The 4,960-nt window shown below is 65.7% G+C and carries 4 protein-coding genes; all 4 read right to left on the minus strand.

Features of this window, described 5'->3' with window-relative positions; genetic code table 11:
* Positions 1–323, minus strand: a 323-nt coding sequence (locus ACQKQA_RS29565; RefSeq protein ID WP_427564709.1) for an NADH-quinone oxidoreductase subunit H, incomplete at its 3' end; no start/stop codon positions are given.
* A complete protein-coding gene (nuoG, locus tag ACQKQA_RS29570; RefSeq protein ID WP_427564710.1) occupies positions 320–3,034 on the minus strand; it encodes an NADH-quinone oxidoreductase subunit NuoG in 2,715 nt (904 codons plus the stop codon). The genes nuoG and ACQKQA_RS29565, both read right to left, overlap by 4 nt.
* A gap of 123 nt (positions 3,035–3,157) precedes the next feature.
* The gene (gene nuoF, locus ACQKQA_RS29575; protein ID WP_427564711.1) at positions 3,158–4,516 is read right to left on the minus strand and encodes an NADH-quinone oxidoreductase subunit NuoF; all 1,359 of its coding nucleotides are present in this window, start codon (positions 4,514–4,516) and stop codon (positions 3,158–3,160) included.
* Positions 4,513–4,960 (minus strand): NADH-quinone oxidoreductase subunit NuoE (gene nuoE, locus ACQKQA_RS29580; RefSeq protein ID WP_427564712.1); only part of this gene is annotated, 448 nt, incomplete at its 5' end. The genes nuoE and nuoF, both read right to left, overlap by 4 nt.

Consider the following 4,960-nt stretch of genomic DNA (forward strand, 5'->3'; position numbering starts at 1 on the left):
CCCCAGGTCGGGGTGATCGGGATGATCGCGAAGGCGATCAGCAAGGCGCTCATGGCCACGACCGGCGCCAGGGTGAAGATCACCTTGTCGGCGAACGGCGGGGTCCAGTCTTCCTTGAAGAACATCTTCAGCATGTCGGCGGCGATCTGGAACATGCCGAACGGGCCGACGCGGTTCGGACCGTAGCGGTCCTGCCACCAGCCCAGCAGGCGACGTTCGACAAAGCTCAGCAACGCCCCGCAGACCACAACGGCCAGCAGGACGACGATGGCCTTGATGACCGTCAGGATCACGTCGATCACTTCAGGGGTGAACCAGGTCATTGCGCTGCCTCCTGCAGACCGTCAACGGATTTGCCAAAGATCGCCGGTGGAATGCCTGCCAGGCCGGCCGGCAGGGCCACCAGGCCAGCGCCCAGTTCTTCGTTGATGCGCAGCGGCAGACGCAGGGTCTGGCCCGCTACGTTCAGGGCCAGCAGCGCGCCATCGTTGACGCCCAGGCGGTCGGCTTCGGACTTGGCCAGGGAAACGTAGGCGGCCGGGATACGTTCCTGGACCGGAGCGGCTTTCGAGGTGTTCTCTTCGCTGCCGAACAGGTGGTAGAACGGCACCGCCTGCCAGGTGCCCTGGGCAGGGGAGAAGGCGCGAGGCACGCTGGCGAACCAGCCGAGGCTGTCGCCCTGGCTTTCGATCAGGCGAGTGCCCGGATCGCCGGCACGCAGGTGACCGCCGACTTCGTCCTGGAACTTGTTCCAGGCTTGCGGCGAGTTCCAGCCCGGCGACCAGGCGAACGGCACCTGGGAGCGCGGTTCGGCGGAGCCCGAGTAACCTTCCATGGAGAAGGCGAACGCGGTGTCCTTGTCCTGCGGGGTGCGCGGTTCGTGCACGCTGATGTCGGCACGCATCGCGGTCCGGCCGCTGTAGCGCAGCGGTTCGCGGGCCAGTTTCATGCCCTTGATACGGAACGACGCCGATGGCGCGGCATCGACGATGCGCGCCAGTTGCGGGGTGCTCTGGGCGCAGGCAGCGGTCACGTGGTCCAGTTGGGTCCAGTCCACCGGCTGGTTCAGCAGGGTCGCGCGCAGGGCGTGCAGCCAGCGCCAGCCTTCGTGGACCAGGATGCTGGCATCCATGTAGGTCGGATCGAAGACCTGGAAGAAACGCTGGGCGCGGCCTTCCTGGCTGACCAGGGTGCCGTCGCCTTCGGCGAAGCTGGCCGCTGGCAGAACCAGTTGCGCGCGGTCGCTGGTGGCGGTCTTCTGGTGGTCGGCGACGATCACCACTTTCGCGGCGTTCAGCGCGGCGTCGACCTTGGCGGCGTCGGTGCGGGTGTACAGATCGTTTTCCAGCACGACGATGGCGTCGGCCTTACCGTCGATGACGGTTTGCAGCGCGGCGTCCAGCGACTCGCCACCGAGCATGGCCAGGCCGAGGCTGTTGGCCTCAGGCACGATCAGGCTGATGGAGCCGTTCTTCTCGCGCAGCTTCAGGGCCTTGGCGATGTTGGCCGCGGCTTCGATCAGCGCCTTGGAACCCAGGGAGGTGCCGGCGACGATCAGTGGGCGCTTGGCCGCGAGGAGGGCGTCGGCGATGCGCTTGGCCAGCTCCAGGGCTTCAGCGTCCAGGCCTTCGACGGCCGGGGCGCTGGCGTCCAGGGCGTGGGCCACGGCGAAACCGATGCGCGCCAGGTCATCGGGAGCGGCGTGTACGCACTCCTCGGCGACGTCGTCGAGCTTGGTCTCGGCGAGGCTGGCGATGAACAGCGGGTTCAGCGCGTGCTGGCCGATGTTCTTCACCGCGGCGTCGAGCCAAGGCTGGACGCGCATGGCCTCGGCCATGTCTTCGGCCTTGCCCTTGACCGACTGGCGCAGGGCCAGGGCCATGCGGGCGGCGGTCTGGGTCAGGTCTTCGCCGAGGACGAACACGGCGTCGTGATCTTCGATCTCGCGCATGGTCGGCACAGGCAGCGGGCTGTTCTTGAGCACCTGCAGGACCAGACGGATGCGCTCCAGTTCAGAGGCTTCGATACCGGAGTAGAAGTGCTCGGCGCCGACCAGCTCACGCAGGGCGTAGTTGCTTTCCAGGCTGGCGCGAGGCGAGCCGATACCGACGATGTTACGGCCGCGCAGCAGGTCGGCGGCCTTGTCCAGCGCCTGGTCCAGGCTCAGCTTGGTGCCGTCGTTGAGTAGCGGCTGGCGTGGACGGTCTTCGCGGTTGACGTAGCCATAGCCGAAGCGGCCACGGTCGCACAGGAAGTACTGGTTCACCGAACCGTTGTAGCGGTTCTCGATGCGCCGCAGTTCGCCGTAACGCTCGCCCGGGGAGATGTTGCAACCGCTGGAGCAGCCATGGCAGATGCTCGGCGAGAACTGCATGTCCCACTTGCGGTTGTAGCGCTCGGAGTGAGTCTTGTCGGTGAACACACCGGTCGGGCAGACCTCGGTGAGGTTGCCGGAAAACTCGCTTTCCAGGGTGCCGCTTTCAACGCGACCGAAGTACACGTTGTCGTGGGCGCCGAACACGCCGAGGTCAGTGCCGCCAGCGTAGTCCTTGTAGTAGCGCACGCAACGGTAGCAGGCGATGCAGCGGTTCATCTCATGAGCGATGAACGGGCCGAGCTCCTGGTTCTGGTGGGTGCGCTTGGTGAAGCGATAACGGCGCTCGTTGTGGCCGGTCATCACGGTCATGTCTTGCAGGTGGCAGTGACCGCCTTCCTCGCAGACCGGGCAGTCGTGCGGGTGGTTGGTCATCAGCCATTCGACGACGCTGGCGCGGAAGGCCTTGGACTCTTCGTCGTCGATGGAAATCCAGGTGTTGTCGGTGGCGGGGGTCATGCAGGACATGACGATCCGACCACGGGTGTCGTTCTCGTCGGTGTACTGCTTGACCGCGCACTGGCGACAGGCACCGACGCTACCGAGCGCGGGGTGCCAGCAGAAATAAGGAATGTCGAGGCCTAGCGACAGACATGCCTGTAACAGGTTGTCTGCCCCATCGACTTCGAGCGCTTTGCCGTCTACGTGGATAGTGGCCATGGTTCAAAGTTCTTCGTTGGCCCGCATGTGCGGGCGTGGCTAATGGAATCTGGTACTCGCCTGGCGCGTCGAGGCGTCTTCAGGCGACATGAGGGCGGCACGGACCACCCTCGTTCGATACGTTTACGCGCCGACTACGATCGGCCGGGCCAGGGGCGGAACGGCGGCAGCACTGCTGGCTGCGATGCCGGCCTCGAACTCTGGACGGAAATACTTGATGGCACTGCCCAACGGCTCCACAGCGCCCGGTGCGTGAGCACAGAAGGTCTTGCCTGGGCCGAGGAAACCGACCAGACCCAGCAGGGTCTCGATATCGCCGGCCTGGCCCTGGCCCTTCTCGAGGGCACGCAGCAGCTTGACGCTCCACGGCAGGCCGTCGCGGCAAGGGGTGCAGAAGCCGCAGGATTCACGGGCAAAGAACTCTTCCATGTTGCGTAGCAACGACACCATGTTGATGCTGTCGTCCACCGCCATGGCCAGGCCGGTACCCATGCGGGTGCCTACCTTGGCAATGCCGCCGGCGTACATCTGCGCATCCAGGTGCTCAGGTAACAGGAAACCGGTACCGGCGCCGCCTGGCTGCCAGCATTTGAGCTTGAAGCCGTCGCGCATGCCGCCGGCGTAGTCTTCGAACAGCTCGCGCGCGGTCACGCCGAACGGCAGTTCCCACAGGCCAGGGTTCTTCACTTTGCCGGAGAAGCCCATCAGCTTGGTGCCGTGGTCTTCGCTGCCTTCGCGAGCGAGGGATTTGTACCAGTCCACGCCATCGCCGATGATCGCTGGCACGTTGCACAGGGTCTCGACGTTGTTCACGCAGGTCGGCTTGCCCCACACGCCGACGGCGGCAGGGAAGGGCGGCTTGGAGCGTGGGTTGGCGCGGCGGCCTTCCAGGGAGTTGATCAGCGCGGTTTCTTCACCGCAGATGTAACGCCCGGCGCCGGTGTGCACGAACAGCTCGAAATCGAAGCCGCTGCCCAGGATGTTCTTGCCCAAGAGGCCCGCGGCCTTGGCTTCTTCCACGGCACGGTTGAGGTGCCGGGCGGCGGTGGTGTACTCGCCGCGCAGGAAGATGTAGCCGCGGTAGGTTTTCAGCGCACGGGCGCTGATCAGCATGCCTTCGATCAGCAGATGGGGCAGTTGCTCCATCAGCATGCGGTCCTTCCAGGTGTTGGGTTCCATCTCGTCCGCGTTGCACAGCAGGTAGCGGATGTTCAGGGACTCGTCCTTGGGCATCAGGCCCCACTTAACACCCGTGGGGAAGCCCGCGCCGCCGCGGCCCTTGAGGCCGGAGTCCTTGACGGTCTGGACGATGTCGTCCTGGGACAGGTCGGCGAAAGCCTTGCGCGCAGCGGCGTAGCCGTTCTTGGCCTGGTACTCGTCGAGCCATACCGGCTCGCCGTCGTCGCGCAGGCGCCAGGTCAGCGGATGAGTTTCCGGGCTGCGCTGGATGCGGTTGGCCGGGCCGAAGGATGTCAGGGTCATACGTAGCCCTCCAACAGTTTGGCCACGCCAGCAGGCTGCACGTCGCCGAAAGTGTCGTCGTCGATCATCAGCGCCGGGGCCTTGTCGCAGTTGCCCAGGCAGCATACCGGCAGCAGGGTGAAGCGGCCGTCGGCGGTGGTTTGGCCGAGGCCGATCCCCAGCTCGCTCTGGATCTGGCTGACCACGGACTCATGGCCGCCGATGTAGCAGACCATGCTGTCGCAGACGCGGATGATGTGACGGCCGACCGGCTGACGGAAGATCTGGCTGTAGAACGTCGCCACGCCTTCTACGTCGCTGGCCGGGATGCCGAGGATCTCGCCGATGGCGTACACGGCGCCGTCCGGCACCCAGCCACGTTCCTTCTGGACGATCTTCAGGCAGCCAGCACCAGGCGCGCCAGGAGCAGCACCAGCGGCACAGCCAGCGGCGCCTGCCGCTGCA

The organism is Pseudomonas sp. NPDC089530, assembly GCF_050280705.1.
GTDB lineage: Bacteria > Pseudomonadota > Gammaproteobacteria > Pseudomonadales > Pseudomonadaceae > Aquipseudomonas.

What these genes read in the sequence shown, in the direction of transcription:
- nuoG (WP_427564710.1), bottom strand. Translation starts at nt 3,034, where the DNA reads ATGGCCACTATCCACGTAGACGGCAAAGCGCTCGAAGTCGATGGGGCA.
- nuoF (WP_427564711.1), bottom strand. Translation starts at nt 4,516, where the DNA reads ATGACCCTGACATCCTTCGGCCCGGCCAACCGCATCCAGCGCAGCCCG.